The 23,680-nt window shown below is 42.2% G+C and carries 23 protein-coding genes; 8 read left to right on the forward strand and 15 right to left on the reverse strand.

Annotated features, from left to right (window positions below; all coding sequences use genetic code 11):
- The first annotated feature begins 39 nt into the window (after positions 1 to 39).
- Entirely contained in the window at positions 40 to 1,014 is a 975-nt protein-coding gene (locus tag ACTJKG_RS16050) for an FKBP-type peptidyl-prolyl cis-trans isomerase (protein WP_172337886.1), read from the forward strand.
- Here ACTJKG_RS16050 and ACTJKG_RS16055 read toward each other — a convergent pair whose 3' ends face one another.
- From ACTJKG_RS16055 to ACTJKG_RS16065, 3 genes are read right to left on the reverse strand one after another with little or no spacing between them, the layout of a single operon-like run.
- Positions 1,015 to 2,328 carry a cryptochrome/photolyase family protein gene (locus ACTJKG_RS16055; RefSeq protein WP_440739816.1) on the reverse strand — a complete coding sequence of 438 codons (1,314 nt, stop codon included), beginning with the start codon at positions 2,326 to 2,328 and terminating at the stop codon, positions 1,015 to 1,017.
- Positions 2,321 to 3,226, reverse strand: coding sequence for a TIGR01777 family oxidoreductase (locus ACTJKG_RS16060; RefSeq protein WP_172337888.1), 906 nt, complete (start codon positions 3,224 to 3,226; stop codon positions 2,321 to 2,323). The genes ACTJKG_RS16055 and ACTJKG_RS16060 overlap by 8 nt, the downstream gene beginning before the upstream one ends.
- Complete coding sequence (locus ACTJKG_RS16065) at positions 3,219 to 4,130, reverse strand: NAD(P)H-binding protein (protein ID WP_440739817.1); 912 nt, start codon at positions 4,128 to 4,130, stop codon at positions 3,219 to 3,221. Before ACTJKG_RS16065 ends, ACTJKG_RS16060 begins: the two co-directional genes overlap by 8 nt.
- Before the next feature lie 475 nt (positions 4,131 to 4,605).
- Between ACTJKG_RS16065 and ACTJKG_RS16070 the strand changes: the two genes are divergently transcribed.
- Positions 4,606 to 5,082, forward strand: coding sequence for a DinB family protein (locus tag ACTJKG_RS16070; RefSeq protein ID WP_440739818.1), 477 nt, complete (start codon positions 4,606 to 4,608; stop codon positions 5,080 to 5,082).
- A 15-nt stretch (positions 5,083 to 5,097) separates the two neighbouring features.
- Here ACTJKG_RS16070 and ACTJKG_RS16075 read toward each other — a convergent pair whose 3' ends face one another.
- The 5 genes from ACTJKG_RS16075 to ACTJKG_RS16095 all read right to left on the reverse strand — a co-directional run bounded on the left by ACTJKG_RS16075 (position 5,098) and on the right by ACTJKG_RS16095 (position 8,892).
- On the reverse strand, positions 5,098 to 5,667 hold the full coding sequence (locus tag ACTJKG_RS16075) for a hypothetical protein (protein ID WP_440739819.1): 570 nt from the start codon (positions 5,665 to 5,667) through the stop codon (positions 5,098 to 5,100).
- 178 nt (positions 5,668 to 5,845) lie between these two features.
- Positions 5,846 to 7,222, reverse strand: a complete 1,377-nt coding sequence (locus ACTJKG_RS16080) for an ABC1 kinase family protein (RefSeq protein WP_172337892.1) — start codon at positions 7,220 to 7,222, stop codon at positions 5,846 to 5,848.
- Between the two features lie 8 nt (positions 7,223 to 7,230).
- Complete coding sequence (locus tag ACTJKG_RS16085) at positions 7,231 to 7,884, reverse strand: TetR family transcriptional regulator C-terminal domain-containing protein (RefSeq protein ID WP_172337893.1); 654 nt, start codon at positions 7,882 to 7,884, stop codon at positions 7,231 to 7,233.
- Positions 7,885 to 8,014: 130 nt separating this feature from the next.
- Positions 8,015 to 8,311: a thioredoxin gene (gene trxA, locus ACTJKG_RS16090; RefSeq protein ID WP_172337894.1), complete on the reverse strand. Its 297-nt coding sequence runs from the start codon at positions 8,309 to 8,311 to the stop codon at positions 8,015 to 8,017.
- Positions 8,312 to 8,760: 449 nt separating this feature from the next.
- Positions 8,761 to 8,892 (reverse strand): hypothetical protein, encoded by a 132-nt coding sequence (locus ACTJKG_RS16095; RefSeq protein WP_440739820.1) that lies wholly within the window; start codon positions 8,890 to 8,892, stop codon positions 8,761 to 8,763.
- Positions 8,893 to 9,035: 143 nt separating this feature from the next.
- Between ACTJKG_RS16095 and ACTJKG_RS16100 the strand changes: the two genes are divergently transcribed.
- The 5 genes from ACTJKG_RS16100 to ACTJKG_RS16120 all read left to right on the forward strand — a co-directional run bounded on the left by ACTJKG_RS16100 (position 9,036) and on the right by ACTJKG_RS16120 (position 13,245).
- Complete coding sequence (locus tag ACTJKG_RS16100; RefSeq protein ID WP_440739821.1) at positions 9,036 to 9,515, forward strand: hypothetical protein; 480 nt, start codon at positions 9,036 to 9,038, stop codon at positions 9,513 to 9,515.
- A gap of 433 nt (positions 9,516 to 9,948) precedes the next feature.
- Entirely contained in the window at positions 9,949 to 10,872 is a 924-nt protein-coding gene (locus tag ACTJKG_RS16105) for an IS1595 family transposase (protein ID WP_440739822.1), read from the forward strand.
- On the forward strand, positions 10,873 to 11,082 hold the full coding sequence (locus ACTJKG_RS16110) for a helix-turn-helix domain-containing protein (RefSeq protein WP_440739823.1): 210 nt from the start codon (positions 10,873 to 10,875) through the stop codon (positions 11,080 to 11,082). It abuts the gene before it with no gap.
- A gap of 106 nt (positions 11,083 to 11,188) precedes the next feature.
- Positions 11,189 to 11,611: a hypothetical protein gene (locus ACTJKG_RS16115; RefSeq protein WP_440739824.1), complete on the forward strand. Its 423-nt coding sequence runs from the start codon at positions 11,189 to 11,191 to the stop codon at positions 11,609 to 11,611.
- A 746-nt stretch (positions 11,612 to 12,357) separates the two neighbouring features.
- Positions 12,358 to 13,245 (forward strand): alpha/beta hydrolase, encoded by an 888-nt coding sequence (locus ACTJKG_RS16120; RefSeq protein ID WP_172337895.1) that lies wholly within the window; start codon positions 12,358 to 12,360, stop codon positions 13,243 to 13,245.
- Positions 13,246 to 13,329: 84 nt separating this feature from the next.
- Here ACTJKG_RS16120 and ACTJKG_RS16125 read toward each other — a convergent pair whose 3' ends face one another.
- From ACTJKG_RS16125 to ACTJKG_RS16150, 6 genes are all read right to left on the reverse strand, one after another.
- Positions 13,330 to 14,514, reverse strand: coding sequence for a DUF1624 domain-containing protein (locus tag ACTJKG_RS16125; RefSeq protein WP_440739825.1), 1,185 nt, complete (start codon positions 14,512 to 14,514; stop codon positions 13,330 to 13,332).
- Positions 14,515 to 14,602: 88 nt separating this feature from the next.
- Entirely contained in the window at positions 14,603 to 16,267 is a 1,665-nt protein-coding gene (locus tag ACTJKG_RS16130; RefSeq protein WP_440739826.1) for an ArnT family glycosyltransferase, read from the reverse strand.
- Between the two features lie 139 nt (positions 16,268 to 16,406).
- Positions 16,407 to 18,956: a phosphocholine-specific phospholipase C gene (locus tag ACTJKG_RS16135; protein ID WP_440739827.1), complete on the reverse strand. Its 2,550-nt coding sequence runs from the start codon at positions 18,954 to 18,956 to the stop codon at positions 16,407 to 16,409.
- 216 nt (positions 18,957 to 19,172) lie between these two features.
- Complete coding sequence (locus ACTJKG_RS16140; protein WP_172337899.1) at positions 19,173 to 20,297, reverse strand: TIGR03364 family FAD-dependent oxidoreductase; 1,125 nt, start codon at positions 20,295 to 20,297, stop codon at positions 19,173 to 19,175.
- 66 nt (positions 20,298 to 20,363) lie between these two features.
- Positions 20,364 to 21,719, reverse strand: a complete 1,356-nt coding sequence (locus ACTJKG_RS16145; protein WP_440739828.1) for a DUF5690 family protein — start codon at positions 21,717 to 21,719, stop codon at positions 20,364 to 20,366.
- A gap of 105 nt (positions 21,720 to 21,824) precedes the next feature.
- Entirely contained in the window at positions 21,825 to 22,511 is a 687-nt protein-coding gene (locus ACTJKG_RS16150; RefSeq protein WP_172337901.1) for an HAD hydrolase-like protein, read from the reverse strand.
- 199 nt (positions 22,512 to 22,710) lie between these two features.
- Here ACTJKG_RS16150 and ACTJKG_RS16155 point away from each other — a divergent pair, with 199 nt between their 5' ends.
- A complete protein-coding gene (locus tag ACTJKG_RS16155) occupies positions 22,711 to 22,920 on the forward strand; it encodes a GDCCVxC domain-containing (seleno)protein (protein WP_305848683.1) in 210 nt (69 codons plus the stop codon).
- A 20-nt stretch (positions 22,921 to 22,940) separates the two neighbouring features.
- On the opposite strand, the gene ACTJKG_RS16160 is transcribed toward ACTJKG_RS16155, so the two are convergent.
- Positions 22,941 to 23,519 (reverse strand): helix-turn-helix domain-containing protein, encoded by a 579-nt coding sequence (locus ACTJKG_RS16160; protein WP_172337902.1) that lies wholly within the window; start codon positions 23,517 to 23,519, stop codon positions 22,941 to 22,943.
- Between the last annotated feature and the right edge of the window lie 161 nt (positions 23,520 to 23,680).

The raw sequence follows: 23,680 nt of genomic DNA on the forward strand, positions 1-23,680 counted from the left end.
ACTGATTCTTTTTAACGGTTAAAAAACAAATAAATTTAAATGAAACAAACACTTTTTACGCTTTTACTGATCACATCTATAGGTTTAATATCCTGCCGAAAAACGAGGAACGATCCGAATATAGTTCAGTACGATCAAACCCAGATACAAAATTATATCTCGGCAAACGGGCTTACCAATATGAAAAGAGATGTATCTAATGGTGATACCAGCGGTATTTATTATCAGATACTTTCGCAAGGCTCAACAACAACTCCCTTGGATTATCCGGATAGTGTGGCGTTTGTTTTAACCGTAAGATCATTTGATGGTAAGTATGTTAATGCAGACACCCTTAATTTGGCGCACTTTGATGGCCTGTTAGGGCATATATCGGGTGGTGGGCCTGTACTCGGGTTTACAAAGGGTTTACAATATGCCATACATGATATTATCAAGTATAAAGGTACCAGAGCCCGGATCCTGGTTCCGTCGAGGGTAGCTTACGGCGTTAACGGTATCGGTACCGGCAGCTCAAGCAATACTGGTACCCGTATTTTGGGTAATCAATGCCTTGATTATTACGTTAATGTAATTTCAGATGTAAATGTATATGATCGTTATTTAATTAATGAATATATAACTAAAAACAACCTGTCGGGATTTAATGAAGTTAAGTCGGGACGGGCTCAGGGATTATATTATAAAGTGGTTACACCTGGCACGGGTACCGATCCTCTTTCCGAGGCATCTTCTTTTACAAGTAATTACACAGGCAAAGTTTTAAATGGCGGCATATTTGGCAGTACCGCGACAGACTCGGGGACGTCGGGCACAACAACTTTATCTTCGTTTACTCTGGGGCAACTCATTGTTGGGGTGCAGGAAGCATTAAAAGGACAGACAGCAGGAGCAGTAGTATCTATGCTTATACCATCCAGGTTGGGTTATGGAAAGAGTGGAAGTGGTACTACCATTGGACCTGATGTTCCTTTATATTATGACTTTACAATTGGTACAGTAACTAATCCGTAGTTATTTTGCTAATGCTTCTTTAAAAGCTTTTAAACAACGCTCACGTGCGAAAGCGTGATCAATAATGGGTTTCGGATATTTGCTAAAATCAGCATATTCCGGAACCCATTTTTTAATATATTGTAGTTGCGGGTCGAATTTCTTGGTTTGCGCATCGGGGCTAAATATGCGAAAATAGGGAGCCGCGTCTGTACCTGAACCTGCGGCCCATTGCCAGCCGCCTACATTACTGGCCATTTCGTAATCAAGCAGTTTCCTGGCAAAATAATGTTCGCCCCAGCGCCAGTCTATCAGTAAGTGTTTACTTAAAAAGCTGGCCACAATCATACGCACACGGTTGTGCATAAACCCTGTTGCATTTAGTTCGCGCATGCCCGCGTCTACAATGGGATAACCCGTTTGCCCATTACACCAGGCTGTAAATTGTGCTTCATCGTTCACCCATTTAATACGGTCATACTCCGGCCGGAAAGCATGATCCATTGTATGCGGGAAATGGTATAGGATCATCATATAAAACTCCCGCCATATTAGCTCATTCAACCATGTTTTATCGGGGCTGGCATAAGCTGTTTGGGCCAGCTCCCGAATGCTTACTGTACCAAAACGCAAATGCAAGCTAATGCGCGATGTGCCTTTAACAGCCGGGAAATCCCTTTTCTCCTTATACTCGGCAATCACATCTTTATATTCCTGATCGGGAAAGGGTATGGAGCTTTTCTTAAATCCCATTTGTTTTAAATAAGGAATGGGTGGTACCTCTATTTTAGCCAGATTTTTCAGATATTTTTTGGTAGGATAAGCCTTCAGGTAAAATGGTTTCAGGAGACTGTACCATTTGCGTTGATAGGGTGTATAAACCGTGTAGGGCTTGCCATCATCCTTAACAACTTCGTCTTTTTCAAATATAACCTGGTCTTTAAAGGTTTTTAGCTCGATGCCACGCTTGTTTAATTTTTCTTTTACGGCCTTATCGCGTTTGATGGCATAAGGTTCATAGTCATGATTGGTATAAACGGCCGCGATGTTATGCGTATGAATAATGTCGTCCCAGGCATGTTCGGCTTTATCATAGATGACCGTTAAACCGGTACCTAATTTATGCAGCTCTTTGCTCAGTTGCTCAATGGTTTGATGGATAAAGGTTACACGGGCATCGTCTTTGCCTTCAAGATCATCCAGTATCTCTTTATCAAAAATAAATAAGGGAAGAACTGGATTACCGCTTTTTAAAGCATGATATAAGCCTGCGTTGTCGTTTAAACGCAGGTCGCGGCGAAACCAGAAAATGACTATCGGAGTTTTTTTATCCATATATTTCCTTTAAGGCCGCAGATATTTCTGTGAATTTAAACCTGAACCCTGCATCCTGGATCTTCTGTGCCGAAACTTTTGTGCTGCCTAAAACAATGGTGCTCATTTCGCCGAGCATCAGCTTCAACACAAAAGCAGGTACGTTTGGAGCCCAAAGCGGTTTATGCAATTGTTTAGCTACGGCCTGGGTTAGTTGTGCGTTGGTAACCGGGTTAGGCGCTACCATATTGAAAATGCCATTAAAAGCCGTGTTTTCAATGCTATGCATATACATGTCCACTACATCCTGCCAGTGTATCCAGGGAATCCATTGCCTGCCGTTACCTAAAGGCGAGCCCACATACAATTTAATGGGTTGAGCCAATTTGGACAATGCACCGCCATCTTTATCCAACACCACTCCGGTACGAAACTTTACAATCCGTAGCCCAAGTTTCTTTCCTTCATCCACCGCGTTTTCCCATTCAATACAGCAATGAGCCATAAAATCGGTATTGGGTGAACTATTTTCTGTCATCAGTTCATCACCACGGTCGCTGTAGTAGCCTATAGCCGATGCAGAGATCACGGAGGTTACCTGGTGTTCCCTCTTTTTTAACAGATCGTATATCAATCCTATTGATTTGGTACGGCTGTCAATCAATTCCTTTTTGCGCTTCTCCGTCCATCGGTTTTCGGCTATGCCTGCCCCGGCCAGGTGCACTATGGTATCTATACTATCAATGCAACGGTCATCAATAATGCCCTGGTTAACATCCCATATAAAGGTTTTAACAGCAGGGTTTTTACCCGGTGTCCGGCTTAAGGCACTTACACTATAACCCTTACCAAGCAGTAAAGCTATAAGGCGCCTGCCCACCGAGCCCGATGCACCTGTTATCAGGATGTTTTTACTCATTGTTTTTTACCGGTATATGGTTCATGGCTAAAATTAGCGATTCTTTATAAGTTAAGCATTGACCGGGTACAATATCCTGAATGGAGTGCTCATGCATAATGCTTTCATTCATCAGGCTGTTGGCCAGATCACGGGTAGTAGCGTAGTCAAAAGAGTTGGTACGACTTAGCCAATAGGATAAAACTCCTGCCGGCAGGAAAGGGATGCTGATGATACGCCTTTTAAGCTGACGTATTTGCGCATAACCCTGTATCATTTCTTTAAAAGTTAAAATATCCGGTCCACCGATGTCGAAACTGCGATGGAAGGTTTTTTCGTTTAGCATTATATTTTCCAGGTAAGTGAGCACATCGCGTACTGCTATAGGCTGGCAGGGGTAATTAACCCAACCGGGCACGGTTACCACCGGTAATTTTTCGGTGATATCACGGATGATCTGGAACGATGCGCTACCTGAACCAATGATAATAGCTGCCCGTAAAATGGTTAAGGCCGACTTACCTTCCCTTAGCACATCCTCTACATGTTTGCGTGATTCAGCATGCTTAGATTGAATTTTGCCGTTGCTGATATCGCTCAAAAATATAGTTTGTCGGCAACCTGTCTGATCAAGGGCATGTATAAAATTATAAGCCGATAAAGCTTCCAGCGCGGCCAGATCCTGTGATTGCGCCATGGAATGCACCAGGTAGTAAGCAACCTCAATATCTGCCGGGAATGCCTCAATACTTTGCTCCCGCAACAGATCGCCGACGATGAGGGTAACACGACCGGCAAAATCATTGCGCTCCTGAAAACGCCTCTTATCACTTACCAGGCAAACAATTTCATGGCCTTTCTCCAACAAAACGGGGATCAGCAGCTTACCTATATAACTATTAGCACCGGCAAGTAAAACCTTCATTTATGGGCAACAATAAAAAGGGTAGGGTGTTTTAAAATTACTCCGCAATACTATGTTTGAACAAAACGGCTATATGTTTACATCCTGAATTGTTGGTTACAATGGTGCAAACTTAAAACAAGCTAAAAACTTTTTAAACCTTTAATTTTAACATTTTTCTGCTCAAAAAGGGGTTAAAAACAGATCAAAAACACTCAAAAAGACCTCGTTTTAACACTTTTTAACAAATTTTAAAGCGGTTTTTTAAACTTTAAAAAGTATTGAATAATTGATTGCCAAATAGCTATATGAAAAATGATCAATTTTTAACCTTGTTTTGTCCTTAACAAAACAGCCCGATTGTCTGATAAAAAGACAAGCGGGCTGTTGAATATAAAGATACGTAAATTTGTGGAGAAGGACAAACCATATTGCCAATAGGCTGCCATGTTTGTCCAATGAAAAAATTTGGATTGATTATTAAACGGCAAATAGTATGTACGCAACGCTATTACATCAATATCAATTGGTTTTGTCATCCCGTGGGGCATTGCTTAACTATTGTGAAACCATCCGTCCGGAACATTTGGCCCAAGCAATCCCGTTGTACAATAACGATTGTATGGGTAGTTTAATGAGGCATGTGGCTAATACTTATTTAGGCTGGCTGTTCAATTTTTTGCAGCAGGAACAACGGCCCTACTTTACTGAAGACAATCACAAGAACATACAGGCTATTCGCGGTATGTTTGATGAGGTGAACCTGATGGTTACCAGCTTTTTGCAACAATACAAGGATGATATTAATGCCCCGCTTACCTTGCCAAGGGAGGGCGAAACGGTACTAACCTTAACACCGCTGGAGCTATTTACACACGTAATCACTCACGAATACCATCATAAAGGGCAATTAGCTAATATGAGCAGGCAACTGGGCTATATCCCGGTTGATACGGATGTGATAAGGGATTGAAAATTGCTCACTGGCTTAATGCATACAGCCAACATAAACCTTAGCCTTAAAGGAAAATGCTGTTTTTGATTGCCCCATAGCCAGCAGAGCGCTGTCGGCGCTTGTTTTGGTTTCGTAGATACCCCTTACCAGGGCAATGGTTTTTTCTTTGGCATCAGATTTATACTGGTTTAGATATTCCAGGCTTAAAAAATCAGAAACTGATCTTCGTGGATAATAATCGCCTGCGTACATCTCATCGTCATAATTATCCGGAAGCGCTATCAGGTCTTTGGTTTTATTGTAACCGCGATCCATAGTGTCAATAAGGATGTTTAGAGATTTATTCAGATCGAACATTTTTCCCCGGAGTGTATTATAACTACGTCCGGTATCTGCCACTACAACGTAATAATCGGCGTAATTAATGGTATCTGTTTCACTTTGAACGGAATCCTTGGCGCTGGCCTGGAGTGTCTGGGTGCTTTTATAAGATGCCGGCAAAACTTTAACCGGCTTAACCTTAGCATCGCTATTGGTTTTTGCAGGTTTGGGTTTGCAGGAGGTAATAATACAAATGAGCAGGAGTAGGTAAGCAGTTTTCATGGTGATGGTAGTTGCTCAAAGATATCAAAAACATTGTTGCGCAATAAGGTTACTTTTTAAGTTCCCTCCCTCTGGAGGGGTGCGGTTAATTTGTGTACAGGCAGAGAGGTATACGCGCTGTCCCCGGCTTTTACCCCAGGACCATATATTTTTACTGCTATCCGCCAACTGAAAAACCTTAATACTCCAGCACTACATGCGGTTTGTAAGTATCGGTTTTAACCTGGGCTTTAAGTTCGTGAAGGATATTGTACAGACCAAAGTTGGTGCGGTTTACGTAGATAAAATGCTTTACGCCCCGGGCCTGTTTAAACTCAGGTAATTTAGATAAGCGTTCGCCGAAGCGGTATAGCTGATCGAAAAAGGCTGTCTGGCTAAAATCAAAGTGGTCATGCAGGTAGGGCATGGCAAACAGCTCTATCATTTCGCGGAACTGGGTATAATAGAATTCGATCTGCGCGGGGCTGTCATCCTTGTGGATCATATCCAGCTGACGGAAAGCCTTGATGGTTTCCACTTTGTTATCGAGCAGATTGGTAGAGGTGAGGGAGAAGAACGGATAATAAAAATCCTCGGGCATCTCTTTAATACAGCCAAAATCAATAACGCCCAGTTTACCATCGGGTGTGATCAGGAAGTTGCCGGGATGCGGATCGGCATGTACGGCGCGGAGCTCATGCTGCTGAAAATTATAAAAATCCCACAGGGCCTGGCCGATTTGGTTACGCAGCTCCTGTGATGGATTGGTGGCCAGAAACTCGCGCAGGTGTTTGCCCTCGAGCCAATCCATGGTAATGATGCGTTTGCTGCTCAGTTCGGGATAATAATTAGGGAATACGACATTATCTAAGTTGGCGCAGGCGGTTGAAAACTCGACGGAACGGCGTACTTCCAGTTCATAGTCGGTTTCTTCCAATAGGCGTTCCTCTACCTCGCGCATATAAATTTCCAGGTCGCGCTCGCTCATACCTAACATCCGGAAGGCGAAGGGTTTCACCAGTTTCAGATCGGACGAGATAGAATCGCCCACGCCGGGATACTGGATCTTCACGGCCAGCCTTTTACCATTAAGCTCTGCCTCGTGAACCTGGCCAATAGAGGCGGCATTGGTAGATCGGATGTTGAATTTATCAAAAATCTGATCTGGGTTTTTACCGAAATATTTTCTGAAGGTTTGCACGATCAGCGGTCCCGAAAGCGGTGGTGCGTTGTATTGCGATTGGGTGAATTTATCGACATAGGCCTGCGGCAGCAGGTTTTTATCCATGCTGAGCATTTGCGCCACTTTAAGGGCGCTGCCTTTAAGTTCGCTTAATGATTTGTAAATGTCTGTAGCGTTATCCTCATTCAACTCAGATTTGTCCATGTCCGGATTGAACAGCTTTTTTGAATAATGCTTGATATAATTGCCGCCAATTTTAATACCAGTGGTCACAAATTTGGCCGAACGCTGCACCTTGGTGGTGGGCATACTGTTTTGTTCGGAGGCCCCCTCTAATCCGATAGCTATCGGATCTCCCCCAGTAGGGGAGACTTTATTATTTTCATCTGTCATAGGTAATATTAAAATCCCATCTTATCCTTTATACCGCCGTTTTTAACCAGGAATTTGCCGTATTCAAACAGATTGTCGATTGGTGAACGCTGAAACAGGTCGAACGTAACGTTAACGCCTTTTTCAATAGCTTCATCGGTTTTCTCGAACCCGGCAGAGTTGTCATTTACCCAAAAGTTCAATACAAATACAAATTGCACCCAAAGGGCATCTTTATAACGCTTGCTGAAAAACTTACGATCGCTTAGCTCTGATGATTCCAGTCCTTCTTTTAGTATCTCGTCTGCAAAGTTTTCGTAAATATCCTTCAACTGCTCAAACACGCGCGGGGTAGTAAAACCTTTGGGTTGCTTGTTGATGGTATAAATGGCAAAGCTGCGGCTGTTTTTGATCAGCTCGAAGAAACCGTAAAAAAACGAAAGGGCTTTTTCGCGGGCACTGTATCCGCCCCAAATCTCTTGTCCGCGAATTTCCATTAGAGTTTTTCGGGCAAATTCGGCCCAGATGTTTTGTTCAACCGCTTCAAATGAACCAAAGAACTGGTAAAATTCGGCCTCGGTCATTTCGTTTTGTTTGGCAAAAATGTAAACCGATTTAGGCTGCTCGCCCTCGGTGAGTACATAATCAATATACGCGTTCTGAATGCTTTCGATAGTTGCCATAATTTTGAATTTTTAAGAGCCTCACCTAAATCCTCTCCAAGGGAGAGGACTTTGCTTTGCTTGATTTTTACTTTTTTATTACTCCATTTCTCCCGATAACTATCGGGATGGAGAGGGCCGGGGTGAGGCATTATATAAACTGCTCCACCGCCTGTTGTAATTGCCGGGCCTGTATCACACCGCTTTGCCGCCATTTGGTTTGCCCTTTTTGAAATATCATGAGGGTAGGTACACTTTGTATCCTGTAGGCGTTGGCTGCAGATGGGTTTTTGTCGATATCTATTTTGATGATCTTCACCTTGTCGCCAAGGGCGTGTTTTACGTCCTGCAATATGGGTGGCATCATTTTACAAGGGCCACACCATTCGGCCGAAAAATCAACCAGCACAGGAGTTTCTGATGCTATAATTTCCTGGAAATTTGCCATAGCGTATTTATTTAGTTCACGGGTGAAAGTTCATAGTCCACTTGTTATGAACACTCTAATTTCGTAAAAGTTTAGGGTATTTAGAGGGATGGAGTATATTATGACTTTGGGGTTATGATAAAAAATACGTCATTGCTGTAAGGGTACGAAGCAATCTCTAAGCTATACAGGGCGAATAAGGCGTGTTGTAGAGCGCTCAATTGCCGCTGAGGCTGTTACTTTGTCTTGATAGGTAACTATATACGTGTTAGACCATGTTGGATAGGCTATCCAATATTTATATAATTGTAAAGGACAATAAATCCAATTAAAATAAATAATGACACGATTAATGCCAATTTTGGATGGCCTCTTTTGTTTATCAATTTATAGGATAATCGACAAAAGAATATAGGTGCGCCGATAACCAAGAACCAAAAGACTGTTGTGTAAATTATATAGTGCCGCATTTATTTTTTAGGCTTAGGTTTCGGTTCTTTCTTAACTTTGGGTTCAGTAGCCTTTTTGCTTACACTCGCTCTTATTATCGAATGAAAGATGTTAGATGCTTCCTGTGGGGTTTTTTCGTCTTGCTTTGCCATGATTGCAAAGTTATATAAATTGATAACTATATACTAATTATTGATATTATCTCTCCAATTGTGTTGTAAATAAAAATAATTCACTATTCTATTTTGTTTTTAAAATCCTTTTGTGTTACTTTGTATATCAAATGAAAATAGAGATGGATTTTATAGAACAATTACAAAAAGAGAAAATAAGGTTATTGGGTCTTGTTTCTTCTATTGATAATTTACTTAGTCAATACAATAGCTTTTCTGCTGATTTTAAATCTAACATCCAAAACTCTTTTAAATCAGACACTCCCTCTGTGGTTTATAACGAACCTGTTTATAATTCGCTATCTGTAGTAAAGAAAAAACTTTCCCTAAAAGACCAAGTAAAAGAAGTTGTTTTGAATCTTAAACAATTCTCAAAGTCCTCTGATATAGTAGAAGCATTATTTAATTTGTATCCTGAAAAGAAAAAAGATGAAGCTGCATTCAAGGTTCAAATTTCAGGTATACTAAGTAAATTGGGTAGTGATGGTGAAATTGTAAAATATCAATTTTCTACAAGTAGAAAAGATGCGGTTTGGGGAAAGAAGGAATTTTTAGATGAAAATGGCATGCCGAAAAGCGAATTTTTAGAATGGATATTATAAAAAAAGGCGGTAATTAAACCGCCAATTAAGATACTTAGTAAGATGTGGTCTTTTGTGCAGCCAATATATACTGCATACCACATTAGAGTAGAAAATGGTACAATTAGCCTCATTAACTATGAGTAAACGTTTCTAAAGGACACTCTGAACAGTACAGGTTTGCTTCGCGGGCTATAAAAAAGGCTATCCACAAAGGATGGCCTTTCCTGTTTTACAAAGGTATAATATATTTAATGAGAAATCAAATACTTATAGACTAAGCGCTTGTTATTATGTTTTTAAAAGCATTTTCAAATGCTCATCATATCTAACATACAAAATATGTCATTATTTATAAAGTATTCATTATAAATAATTTACAATTTTATATTGTAGAATAATTTTGTGTTAAACCAAAATTATTCTATCTTTGATTTATCAACTTAAAAGGGGTATGAAAACATTCAAAAACATATTCGACTTTCAATTACACTTTAACACGGAGGAAAAGTGTAGAGAATATTTGGAGCAACAACGTTGGGGCAACACCCCTGCTTGCCCTTGCTGCGGCTCTACGAATGTTAAAAGGTTTGCAACTAACAATAGGATTTTCAAGTGCCGGGAAAAAGAATGTAGAAGTAAATTCAGTGTAACAGTTGGCACTATTTACGAGAATACTAAAATACCTTTGACTAAATGGTTTTTAGCTACTTATATATTATCTGTTCATAGTAAAGGAATAAGCAGTTTGCAACTGGCTACATGGTTAGGTGTTACTCAAAAAACTGCATGGCACTTAAATCATCGTATTAGAGAAATGCTGTCACTTAATGCCCCTGAATTATTAGACGGCATAGTAGAATGTGATGAAACGTATGTGGGTGGCTCTGAATCGAATAAACATGCTTATAAAAGAATAGTGAGAGGCGGTGCGGGTAACAAAGCTATGGTCTTAGGAGCGGTTGAAAGAGGCGGAAATGTAAAAGTTAGAGTAATTGATAAAACCAATGCTCAAAACGTTGTACCTGTGATTAAAGAGTTTGTTGCGCCTGATACCATTATGGTAACCGATGAACATACCGCATACAATAAACTTCATTTGGACTATACTCATAAACGAGTTAACCATAGGGATAAAGAGTATGTACGCAAAGAAGATATATTGGTGCATACCAACTCAATAGAGGGCTACTGGAACATCTTAAAGAAACAAATCAATGGTATACACCACTTTGTAAGTCCAAAACATCTACAACGTTATTGTGATGAATCAGCCTTTAGATATAACCATCGTAAAGCGTTACAAGATGAACGTTTTGCAAATGCTTTGGCTAACTGTGAGGGTACATTAAAATGGAAAAGATTAACCGCTAAATAAATGACACACGACACTTTCCTTATTGAAATGGGACAAAAAATAAGAATTGCCCGGAGAGCTAAAAAAATACCAATTGGTAAGATGGCGGAGCTAAGCAAAATTGATATGTCTAACTTGTCGTTTTTAGAACGCGGTATGCGCAATTGTCATGTACTTAGCTTAAAGAGTATTGCGGACGTTTTAGAAATGGATGTAAAAGAATTTCTTTAATTACTAAACACAATTAAACCAATGTTAAACTGGCTGATTAATTTCAGCCTTTTTTATTGGTATTCAATTAAATAACACTTAAATTGGAAGTCTAAACCAAATTATCATGAATGTAATCTCCCTTGAGCCATTAATACCAACCAGTAAAAATATTGCTATAATTAATGGAATACCCTCGCAACAACAAATTAACCTTGTGTGCAATGGGGATATTAAACAAATAGATGAACAGTTAAATTTCCTAATAACCGTTAATATAACTATAGAGATACCTGAACCTCATAGGCTGCTAAGATTAGAAACCCAGCATACATTTAAGATTAAATTAAGTACAAAAGACGTTTCAATTAAAACCGAGAATGATGTTTGGGTTATGACTGATCTGACCGTTGTCTCTATGGCACAAGCAAGATTGTTGTTAATGCAAGCATATCAAAAGAACTCTATACAAAGTAAAGTATTACCAATAGAGCCTATAGGTAAAGTATTTCATCAAATAAAGGAGGGACATTTTGCATTATGGAATTAAAATATGTGTAATCTTCAAATTCCATAGTAAAATAAAATAGCCTTATTGCCTCATTTTCCATTGCTTTAACAGGCTCTATTATGCCTCTGTTAAAGCTTGAAACAAAAATCAATTTTCGCAAATAAATGTAAAAATGCGGAGCATTTTTAGGGCTAAAAATCAGACCTCAAAAGAGCGCGAAACCCCCGAAATTCTGCGTGAAACTGTCTAACTCAACAAACTTTTTAATTATGTACGAACCAACCGAACATGAAATGTTATTACAGGATGAACGTTGCCTAATCATTGAAATTCAAGAAATGCAAACCATGATTAACAATGCAAAGTATTACCTTAAAAAAACTCGGAAAGCAATTGCCAAATACAATTACTTAACCGTTGTACATGTTAAATAAGTTTTATTAACTATTTACTTTGGTCTAACTGGTATATAGTCTCCTCTTGATACAAAGTAACCAAAAATCAAGTCATCAGAAATGCTTCTTTGCCGCACGTGGCCTTTGCCCTGCAAACCGGGCAGAACCACGGGCTGCTAAACCTTACCTCCACTTCGTTCGCTCATTATCCACGCTTCAGGTAAGGTTCGCTATGCCCCTCCTTTCCCACAGGCCCGCATCGTTCTGCCCACTTTCGCCCGAAGCTTATCTGCTAACGGGAAGAAAGAAAAACCACCTCGCAGTTGCTTGGCTTCAGCCGAGTGACGGTAGTAAACATAGAATCACTAAATAAAATCCCTAAATTTAAGCATGCAAACTAAACTAATCATCTGCCTGTATCTGCTGCTGGCTTTGCCTATAGCCATATTGGCACAGGACAAACCAATCGTGATACCGCTTTGGCCCAAAGGCGCGCCGGGTTTTGAGAACCGTCGTAATGAGCCTGAGCAGGCTAAAGACTATTGGGTGAAAAACATCCATAATCCATCGCTCACGGTTTTTGCACCACCAGCGGGTAAGGCCAACGGCGCGGCCATTGTGGTATGCCCGGGTGGTGGTCATCGTTTGCTGGTTTATACGGCCGAAGGGATTGAGCCTGGTAAATACCTGAGCAACCTGGGCGTAACCGTTTTTGTATTAAAATATCGTTTGGGCAGGGACACGCTATCGCCCTATAAAATTGATGTACATGCCAAACAGGATGGTTATAGGGCCATGCGACTGGTGCGCAGTAAGGCAACCGAATATGGCTTGGATACTAACCGGATAGGGATGATGGGCTTTTCGGCAGGTGGCGAGGTGGTAGATATGGTGGCTTATGGAGAGGGTAAAGGCAATGCGAATGCGCCTGATCCGGTAGATCGACTGAATGCCCGACCAAATTTTGTGATCCAGATATATCCTGGTCCGCTGTACGTACCTGATGAATTACCTGCCGATGCACCGCCTGCATTTTTGCTGGCTGCCAATGATGATCCTTGCTGTTCAACACCGTTGGTGAAATTGTTGAACGCGTACCGTGCCGCCAAAATACCTGTAGAGATGCATCTGTACACACAGGGCAGCCATGGTTTTAACATGGGCAACCGGTCTAAACTGCAATCCATCAATACCTGGCCACAGCGCCTGGCCGATTGGCTAACGGATAATAACTATTTAACACCCGTAAGGAGGGAACGGCCAAAGGTGCTTCATTGAGGCCCCTAACAGCCTGAAGGGGGAACTTTTGATTAGGCTGATGGCTTGTCTTTAGACTCCCGACTCAGAACTTAGGAAAGAGACTTACAAATAACTCAACCACCATTGCTTATGCGTTTGCTTGTATTTGCCAAACCACCGGCATGGAAAATAAAGAGACGCGATAACCAGCAGCCATATCAGGTAAACCACCAGCAAACTATAGCCAAAGGATGGGGGACGGAACCAGAGAGGGGATTGTGGTGTGCCGATATCTTTACTGGTGTACCCCCAGGCAAAAAAGAAAATGATGCTCAATACCCTGATGATATAAAAATGGGGCACGTAATAAAAGAAAGGCACTTTGCCGTAAATATTAAATATATCGGTGACCTTGTTTTGTATTTTCTCGAAATAGGAGAGCAGCAGCAGCGATACGCCGAGCGTCATACAGAGATATAACAGCGAGCAGGGGTATTTGGTGGTATTGAGGAATGACATCACTGTAAACAATGCATTACGTTGTACCGCCCATGGCGCGGGATCACCATAAATATTAATGGCCCTTACGATAACAAAGATCCCCAGCGTGATCAGACCAGCGTAACGTAGCTGCCTGCGCCGGAGCACGGCATCATAGCCCGAACGATATAGCGCGCCAAAAGTATAGCCCAGCAGCATAACGCTGGTCCAGGGGAGTATGGCGTAAAGGCAAAATATAAAATGCGATTTTCCGAGCGGTATTATGGCGGCACTGGCGGTAAACAATATTTTAGTGGCAGAACCTGCCGTCGCAGGATTAAACAGGCCGGGCAAATCAAACAGGTTATGGCCAAAAAACAACAGTAAGCCAATAAAGCCAATCACTTTTATTGGGAGACGGTTAAGTAGCCCCAGGATGATCATACTGATTCCTATTGCCCATATCACCTGTAATATGATAAAATTATAAAACGGGTTGGCCGATATGGCCAGCGTCATCAGCACAACTTCCACAGCAATGAGCCAAAGACCACGTTTGATCAGGAAACCGGAGAACTCGCCCGGACTGCGCCTGGAGCCTGCCAGGTTTGCCGATACACCACTCAGAAAAACAAATGTAGGCGCGCAAAAATGGGTTATCCACCGGGTAAAAAACAAAAATGGCGTAGTAGTGGCCATATCGGTAGGATTGACATTGCTGAGATGAAAAAAATCACGTACATGATCAAGGGCCATAACAAGCATGATGAGGCCGCGCAGCACATCAATTGATTGAACGCGCTGTTTATTTACAGGTGGTGTGGGCATCGATAAAACTTAAGTTATTTGAATATACATTAAAGGATTGATATTTAATGCAATAGCTTGGGTTTTATAACGATGTTATGAGTGTTGTCTATGGATTTAAGAGCACTACCTGTACCTCCGATAGTTCTGTTTGGCGTGTATGGCGGTTGAGGAATGTGGGCTTAAGACGGGTTACGGAATAATGTTTAAAGGTTTTTACTATGTTAAACTTCCAGCCTTTTCCCTCCAGATCATGCAGTACGCCAGTGTTGGCATATAGCAGGGCCTGGCCCTTTATTTTGTTTTTGTCGGCCTCGCTAACTTCGGTAGCCGGTGTATCAAGGTAAAAATTAAAATCGTCATGAAACTGGCCGTCATTAATATAAACCGGTAGCTTTTGTGGATTGTTCTGGTTGATCCACAAGGCAGCTTCACTACCTGATTGATAATGCAGTAGCGATGGATAAAAGCACAGGTTGAGAAACAAGTTGACGATAAACGAGGCTTGCATGGTGCTGAAAATGATCCGCTGCATACCCGTGGAAATTCTGCCCGGTAAAAATATCAATAATAGCAGGAATATAACGATGATGGATCCGGTGATCCAACCGAATGTTTCGGGGCGATAGAAATACCCCAGTATGCTTATAATCAACAGCATCAATATAATAACAATAGCCTGGGTGATGCGTACTGCTTTAATGCTTTTTTCGGAGCTGAGCTTATAAAGATATTGCGCCGTAATGATGGCGAAAAACGGGAATACGATATTCAAATAATGTGGCAGCTGGAATTTGGATGCCGAGAATAGCAGGAAAGTAATAAGCGATCCGCAGATGCAGTACCACTCTTGCGCCTGTACATTTTTGATCCCCTTTTTGATGAACTGAAATATAGCCGCGAACAGTAGTAACGACCATGGCAGAAATGCCCAGAGCGTAGTATGGATAAAAAAAGCAGGATCGCCATTACCTTTAATAGGTCCGGTATTAAAAAAACGCCCGAACTGGCTATCCCAAAAAAAGAATTTGATACCTGATACACCGGTGTGTCCGAATACTATTTTTTCGGGGTGGAGATCAAACTGCTTGTACAGGCACCATATTTCGGGTGTGATGAATAAAAGCACCAAAACAATGGCCAGCAGCCAGCGCCAATGAAAAAGCTGTTTCCATTGGCGGGTAATGAGCAAATGGCCAACTACAGCCCCGCCGATAGTGATGAGTGCGAACATGCCCTTCGTCATCACGGCGCAGGCAGTGAACAAGCAGGCCAGCACCAGTTGTCCAAAATTATTACGGGTATATGCCTTATAAAAATGATAAACCGCGGCGATGATAAGCCCGGTTAAATAAGGCTCGGCCCGTACATCGGTATTGGAAAGGATGATATGCTGGGCGGTAAGTAATATCAGCACCGCCCATAAGGCGATTTGTTTATTATAAAGATCTTTAGCAAAATGATAGGTATACACCACGCCCATCATCATAAACAATATACCCGGAAGCTTATATGCCCAGGTAGTAAAACCAAAGCATTTAAAAAATACGGCGGCAACCCAAAACGGGAAATGAGGTTTATCGAGCCAGTCGGTTCCCCAGGCAAACAGGTCGGCGTAGTTGTTACGCAGCACCATGGTTTTGGCTATGTTGGCGTAGAGGTTAGCATCCGGGCCCATAATGGTGGTAAACAAACCAGTAAAGTTGATGATCACGGCCATGCCGATGAACAGGTATAGCCATTTGGTTTGGTGGACGGTATTGGGTTGATGCATATGAACAAGCGGGGTATAATGGCCGTAAATATAAGCAGATTATTTATGGAGGAGATCTAAACTATTAACCAGAATACCCGAGAAACAGGAAAACATGTCATTGCGGGAAACTACGCAATGACATGTTTTCTTTATCAGCTTAAACCACTTTCCCCATCAGCGGATCGCTGAAGCTATGTCTGCCGGTTTCTACGCGTCCGGCATATCTTTTTTCGAAGGATTGGCTGCCGCTTACTTTTACACTGAAATCATACCAGCCATGGCTTTTGGCAAGGTTAAGCACCAGGGTGCTTTGTCCTTTGCCTGCCAATACTTTCCTTAAGTTATTGGTTTTATAGGCATGGTCGGTTATTTCGATAGTGTGAGTTTTGCCATCGGTATTGGATAGTTTTAAAGCGACATTGCCTGTGAGCTTATTACTGATGTGTTCGTAATCGCAGATAACATCCAGATGCGGATCATTGGCATTGCCTTTATATTCCCGGAAGAAACCGTTGGGACCGTAAACACGCAGGTGGTATTCATCGTTCTCAAATTCATGTACGGGCCAATTGTCGGTAAGACTATCGCCCGCGGTGAGGGCATATGCCCAGGTACGCAGCGATTCCATTTTTTGCGGATCGTTAAAACTGGCGTATTTGCCCGGGGCGTAAACATTAAATGGCGCGCCGGTAGCTTTATCGCCGAAGGCTTTATTATCGGCAGTAAATTTTATGTCGAACGATTTTTTATCGGCACTCAACTTGCCATCGGCATATAGCTGGTAGGGCAGGGCGCATGATGGTTTGATGCCTTGCTCCTGCTGCGGCATATATGGAGACGAGTGCGGATCTTTATTGATTTGCGCTATTTCATCTGCGGTAAGCAGTTTATAGGTGGGCAGTTTTTTAAATTTTGCCTGGTGGATGCTTTCTAAAAACGCGTCTTTAGCTACAAACTCAGGATTGGCTATTTTTTCGCCATTGTATGGTCTGAAAACGCTGGTCAAATCGCCGCAAATGGTACGGCGCCAGCTGCTGATGTTAGGTTCAGATACTTTTTTGCCTGTTTTTTTGCTTAAAAAGTTCTCCAGGAATTGCAGGGTTGAAGTATGGTCAAATACTTCGGAATTTACCCAGCCTCCTCTTGACCATGGCGAAGCAATAACCAATGGCACGCGATAACCCAGGCCTATAGAACATTCACGGTCATACATCTGTGGGAAATTATTGCGCGCTTTTTCCTGGGCAAGGGTCACAAAATCAACACTGGTGTCAATGCCTTTTGAAACCAGGCCGGTACCCGGTTTTTTAGAATGAGGCACTACAAACGGTGGTACGTGGTCAAAATAACCATCGTTTTCGTCGTAGGCCAATATGAAAATTGTTTTCTTCCAAACCTCGGGGTTCTGGGTTAATATATCCATTACTTCGGATACATACCAGGCGCCAAACCAGGCGGCGCTGGGATGGTCCGAGAAATTTTCAGGGGCCGATATCCAGGAAACGGTTGGTAGCTGTCCTGTTTTTACATCCTCTCTAAACTGGTGCAGCACATCGCCTTTGGGTACCAGCAGTTCACGCTCGGTACCGTTATCGTTGTATTTGAGGTTAACCAGTTGGCGGTAATGCGGATCGTTGGTATTGGTGACAAAGCCTTTCTGGTGCAGGTTTTTTTCGCGTTGTGATAATGTGGCGAATTTGCCCGGGTCAAGACTGGCCATATCTTTTTTGATACTGTCCAGGTCGCGTTTTTTCTGTTTCAACTGTTTTTGCAGGTGATCGATGTGCGCGTCGCCGGCAGGTAAAGCGGTTATTTGTTTCTCCAACGCGCTTATCTCATCGGGCAAAAGAGTTGATCTTTTTTGCAGATAAGTGATATGATTATCATGCAGCTTGATATTATACTGGCCAAAAAACTCCAATGGGTTGTCCTGGAAATTGGATAACCAGGAATCCTCTTCGCCTTCAAAACCGCTGTCGATAGCTACCTCGTTTTGGTAATGTTTCCAGGATATGCCATGATCTTCTAAACGCTCGGGGAAAGTAGCCCAGTTGAGCGTACCATAATCCATATCCTCATTCCATACATGGGCCAGTGAGTCTTCATGCTGTTCGGCGCGTATGGTACCACTCCAGAAATATAAGCGGTTAGGATTGGTTCCGGTTAATGCCGAGCAGAAATTCTGATCGCACACGGTAAAGGCATCGGCCAGGGCATAATAAAAAGGCAAGTCCTCCCGGTTGTAATAACCCAGGGTAAGCGGCATGTGCCTGTACTCTTTAATACCATTTTGTTTTACATTGAGCCACTCATCATATTTTCCATCATTACGGGCATTTACCTGGTTGGCCCAGGAGTGCGGTAGTGATGACATCCAGGTGGCTTTGGTTCCCTTGATATCCAGGCGGAAAGGGGCATAAGTTTCACCGGCTTTGTTTGATTGCAGCCATACTTTATTTTTATTAGGCAGATCAATAGCCCGCGGATCGTTATAACCGCGTACACCTTTTAGCGTACCATAGGTATGGTCAAAAGAGCGGTTTTCCTGCATCAATATCACGATATGCTCGGCATCCAGGTAGGTACTGCCGGAAGCCGGGTTAATGGCCATCGCTTTTTGAATAGATTCGGGCAAGATACTGGCCATACCGGCCGCGCCCGTCAATAATGCTGCTTTCTTTAGAAAGTCTCTGCGGGTATCAAACATGGGTATTTATTTATTATTGGTCCATGGTCGATGGTTCATAGACCATGGTTGTTATTTTTGTCCATAGTCAATGGTCCATAGACCATAGTTTTTATTTTTTCAATATTAAGAAATTTTAAAATCTATTACCTGTTTACTAGATTCTAAACTTTAAATTAATCTACGGACTATTGACTATGGTCCATGGACTATGATCTATTGACCATGGACTACAATCTAACCTCTCGCCGCAATCACCTCTTCACACAGGCCAAATGAAAGCGTCATGCCATTACCGCCCATGCCGTTGATAATAGTTACACCGGGTTCAATTTCCACAACCAGTTCGGTTGCCCCGTTTGTCATTTTGGGATAGATACCATGCCATGATTGCAGGAGCTTCCAGTCCTTAAAAGTGGCAAAAGTATGTAAGTACTCTATTATTAAATTATTAATAAATGCCTTGTCGAATGGATCATGAACCAGGCCATATTCGTGCGAATCGCCGATGGTTAATTCTCCGCTGCCATTTTGTGAAACCATTACATGGATGCCCCATTTTAAATGCGTAGCATATTGCTCTTCGTAACGTTTACGCAAAGCCGGTAACGAAGCCGCTGCCTGGAAACCGGGATAATGGATCATAGACAAACCGCCGCATAATGACGGCCCTATGCGCCACCCATCTGGCTGGGTAACCAGGCGCATCATCTGTAGTTTACACTTGGTAATAGGGGTTTGAGCAAATAGTTCGGGGTATAATGTTTCAAATTCGGCACCGCTGCACACAAATATCTCATCGGCTTGCCAGCTTTGGTTGCCCGATATTACTTTGGGATGTTCAATGCGGCTGATGGCGGTGTTCCAGTGAAACTCCACCCCATATTTTTCGGCCAGGTATTTAGCCACCTGCCCAACAGCCTCGCGCGATTCCACTATCATATCCTCACCGCTCCATAAGGCGCCTTTTAACCCTTCGGGATTAACGGCAAGCGATTTGGCAAAAGTTTGGGCTGGCGTTAATAATACACAATCGCGGAATCGGTGATTTACCTCTACATATTCTTTAATGGCCTGCAACTCATCGTCATGGTAAGCCAAATGCAATGATCCTACCTCATTATGCCATATACCCGCTTCGGTACAAATGGTTTTCCAGATACTGCGCGATAGCATGGCGCGGTCATACATAGGCCCGGTTGCCTGCCCAATTGGCCACACCATCCCAAAATTACGAATGGATGCACCAACGGCGCGTTCGTTACGCTCAAATACGGTTACCTTATAACCACGCATGGCTAAAGCGCGGGCTGTGGCTAAGCCAACAATACCCGCGCCTATGATGATTGCTTGTTTGTTCATTGGTTCATTAGTTCAATTGTTCATGGGGGCACTTCAACAAACTTAATCCGAAATATTTTTGGATGATCAGCTTATGGAGTTACCTGTTACCAGATGGTCATTGCCCGATAGGCCAGGGCTCTCATTTTGACTTTTAACTTTTGAATTTTGACTTGGTCTGGCGCTTTGCAAAAAGTAAATGAGCGACAGCACACCGCAGATACCGCCGACAAGGCCTACGATCATTACGCCTTCCTGGAAAAAGTGACCCCAACTAATGTTTGGATGGCCCAGTTCTCTTATCAGTAAGATGCTCACACTGCCCAGGTAACCCATGGAATCGGCTACGTACATGATAAAACCTACGTTGCTTTTATAGTTAAAGGTGGCTATCATCCGCTCAAAAAATATGGCATTGTATGGTACATAGCCCAGGTAAAGGCCAAGCCCGGCCATGGTCATCCAGCTTATTGGACTGATCAGCTTCATGGTGAATAGCAGGGTTGATGCGCCAACCAATAGGCAACCACCAATAATGAACAGGTGAATGATACTGAAAGCCTTTAAATTCTTTTTAACCAAAATGAGCAAACTCATGGCCACCAGTACAATGACTGATATAATAGAATCGATATTGGTATAAATGCTATTGCTTTTTACACCCAGATCAGCCCATATTTCTACTTCAAAATTATCACGCACATCGCGCATAATAGTAAGTAGTACATAAATGATAATGGTAAGGATAATGCCCGGTAAAAATCGCACCAGGAATTGTTTACGTTCAATAGCATTCATGGGACTACGTTTAGTACGCAGTTTTTGATCCTCGGCCGTAGGGGCGGGCATTAATTCCATGCAAAATACAAACAGTAGCAGTGGTAAAACAAATATAGCGCCTGTTAAAAAGGGCATAACATATTCGTTCACGTGAAAAACGCTGAGCAGGGTGCGACCAACCGTTTTCACAAAACCCGAGGCAAATATTAAACTGATGGATAACACCGCTGCCATAAACTCGGTAGAGCGGCGACCTTCCAGGTAACCAAACACCAGGCCCCAGATGAGCCCCAATGGAAATCCGTTAATGAACAGGAAAATGATATTGAAAGGGGCTGGTACTATAGCAAAAGCCAGCAACGCCAGCCAGGCAATACCTATGAGGGTTAAAATATAGCGCGCCCTGTTTTGGCTGTTTACTTCGGCAATAAAGCGAATGCCGTAAAACTTGCTGAAGGTATAACCTACCACCTGGGCAATAACCAGCCATACCTTATAATCAATGTGCAGGTATTGCTGACCGGTAAAAGTACCCGCCGCAAAGGCTTTGCGAAATGCATACATGGATGTATACAAACCAAATGAAGCCACAGCGGCCATTACAGATAGCAGAGAGTAAGGCCATTTGGCTACTTTTGCCTTGAGGCGGTCGACCAATTTCATTTGTACTTAATTTGAAGATTTTAAAATGGACGCTTCATTTTTATATAATTATTGGCTTCATGAGTTTAAGTCTTTTGTCCATGATCCTAAAGTCCCATAATCCAACTATTGATTTATGATGTCAATTACCTGTGCTATATCATCAATAATGTGGGTGGGATTGTAAGGTTCCAACTGCGCGCGGGTAAATGCGCCGGTAGTTACAGCTATTACATATTTGCAACCCACGTTCTGACCTTCGCGCACATCAACTTCGGTATCACCAACTTTGGCTACCTCTGATGGATCGGTGATGTTACCTTCCTTCATCATTTTTTGGATCATATAGGGATGCGGGCGGCCGAGTTCTACCTCGTCAGAGCCAACCACATGGTCAATCAAACCCTTTTCGCGCCATTGTAAACGGGTTACTATAGTATCGGCAATATCACGTGAAAAACCGGTGTTGATACCTACTTGTATACCGGCCGCGCGAAGGGCTGCCAATGTTTCTTCTGCATGGGGCAGGGGCTCAATGCCCGGTTCGTTTTTGTAAAAGCTGATCATCTGGTGTACAAATTCTTTATGAATGTCGCCAATCAGCTCCGGGGTGATTTTATTGATATCACTTTCAATCAATAATAATATTTGTTTAATGGCCAGCGTTTTTTCATAACCCATTAAAGGATCGATCCGGTCAAGTTCTATATGATAGCTGTATTTTTTTAAAGCGGCTTGAAAAGCTTTGCTCACTTCCTGATCGTCTTTAACCGTGGTACCGGCTATGTCAAAAACTACTAATTTAATGGCCATAATATTAATGAAATAATGTTTAGCAATAGTAAACTTTGTTTATTAATATCAAACTAAATTTGTGTTAAGATATGGTTAAGATGAGAGGATTTTGTGCGAAAAAGTATAACCTGCACCCTTAATAACCTCTTGCTGTCAAAGTAAATATGTATCCTCCATATGGGGCATGATGTCAGCAGGAATAATGCTAACTTTAAGTATGGAAGTAATACTTGTTTCAGAAATCACCTGCCCGGTTTGTGGTTTTAAAAAACAGGAGGAGATGCCGGTGAGTGCCTGTCAGTATTTTTACCAATGCGGCAACTGTAATACTTTATTAAAGCCTAAGGAGGGCGATCGCTGTGTTTTTTGCAGCTACGGCACTTACAAATGTCCGCCTTTGCAGGTCAATAGTTCGTGCTGTAATTAACTTAATTATAAAATAGCCGGTTACTTTTTCTCTTCAAAAAAATAAACCGCAAGCATGATGGCTGTGGTGTTGCCCAAATTTTTAGGTGTATGTGGAATGCGGCCGTCAAATAGCATAGAATCGCCTTGATGTATGGCTATCCGGTCGTCATTAAACTGGTATTCTATTTCGCCCTGCAAAATGTATTTGTACTCAAAGGCATCTGTTTCCACAAGCGGGCGTGTAGCGCCTGGCTCCAATTCCAGGATCACAATGTCGACAGTAGATTGCGTTATGGATTGGGTAAAGATGCGTTGGTAATGAAAACCGATAGCATGTTCTTTTTCAAAATGATCATACTCATGTTTGCGTTTTATCAGTATCGGTAAATGATCACTTTTTGAGCGGATGTCTTTAAAAAACTCGTTCAGGTCAATTTCCAGGGCTTTGATAATATCTATCAATACCATTAATGATGGTATGGTGCGGCTATTCTCAATCTGTGATATCAATCCTTTACTTACATTGGCCCGTATGGCCAGTTCCTGTACGGTGATGTTTTTTTCGCGGCGACGTTCTTTTATCCGGTTACTGATCTGTATCAGTATATCTTCTTCCATTATTTAGTTTCCAATTAGCGGGTGCAAAGTAGTGGTCAAAATCCAAAAGTCAAAATTCAAAAAATCTCCATCCATTAAAGTGATACCATAAATTGACACGGGAAAGCCTTCAAAACGGGCACTTAATCACCTAGTAATGATATTAATGAGTTAATAACGTA

Origin of the sequence: Mucilaginibacter sp. 22184 (genome assembly GCF_052045695.1) — a bacterium.
Lineage (GTDB): Bacteria > Bacteroidota > Bacteroidia > Sphingobacteriales > Sphingobacteriaceae > Mucilaginibacter.